Consider the following 228-nt stretch of genomic DNA (forward strand, 5'->3'; position numbering starts at 1 on the left):
CGGCGTGACCTGATTCTGGCTATCCAGAACAATGCGGATTGGCTGGCGCAGCTCTTCCTGCGGGTAACTCGCCTGGGTAGACTCCCCAAGCTCCGACCAACGCACAGTAAGCTGAGGGTCGTCTGCCAGCACCGTAGCACTGCTGGTTAAAATGGCATGGCTTTGCGCGCGCAAGCGTTGCACATCGCGGCGCGCCTGTGGTGAGGTAATCCACTGGCTTTCACCGCT

Annotated in this window: 1 protein-coding gene; it reads right to left on the bottom strand. The window is 60.1% G+C overall.

Features of this window, described 5'->3' with window-relative positions:
- Positions 1–228 (bottom strand): dihydrofolate reductase family protein (locus FDX22_RS00515; protein WP_186805265.1); only part of this gene is annotated, 228 nt, incomplete at both ends.

The organism is Citrobacter sp. TBCS-14 (assembly GCF_005280805.1).
Classification (GTDB): domain Bacteria; phylum Pseudomonadota; class Gammaproteobacteria; order Enterobacterales; family Enterobacteriaceae; genus Citrobacter; species Citrobacter gillenii.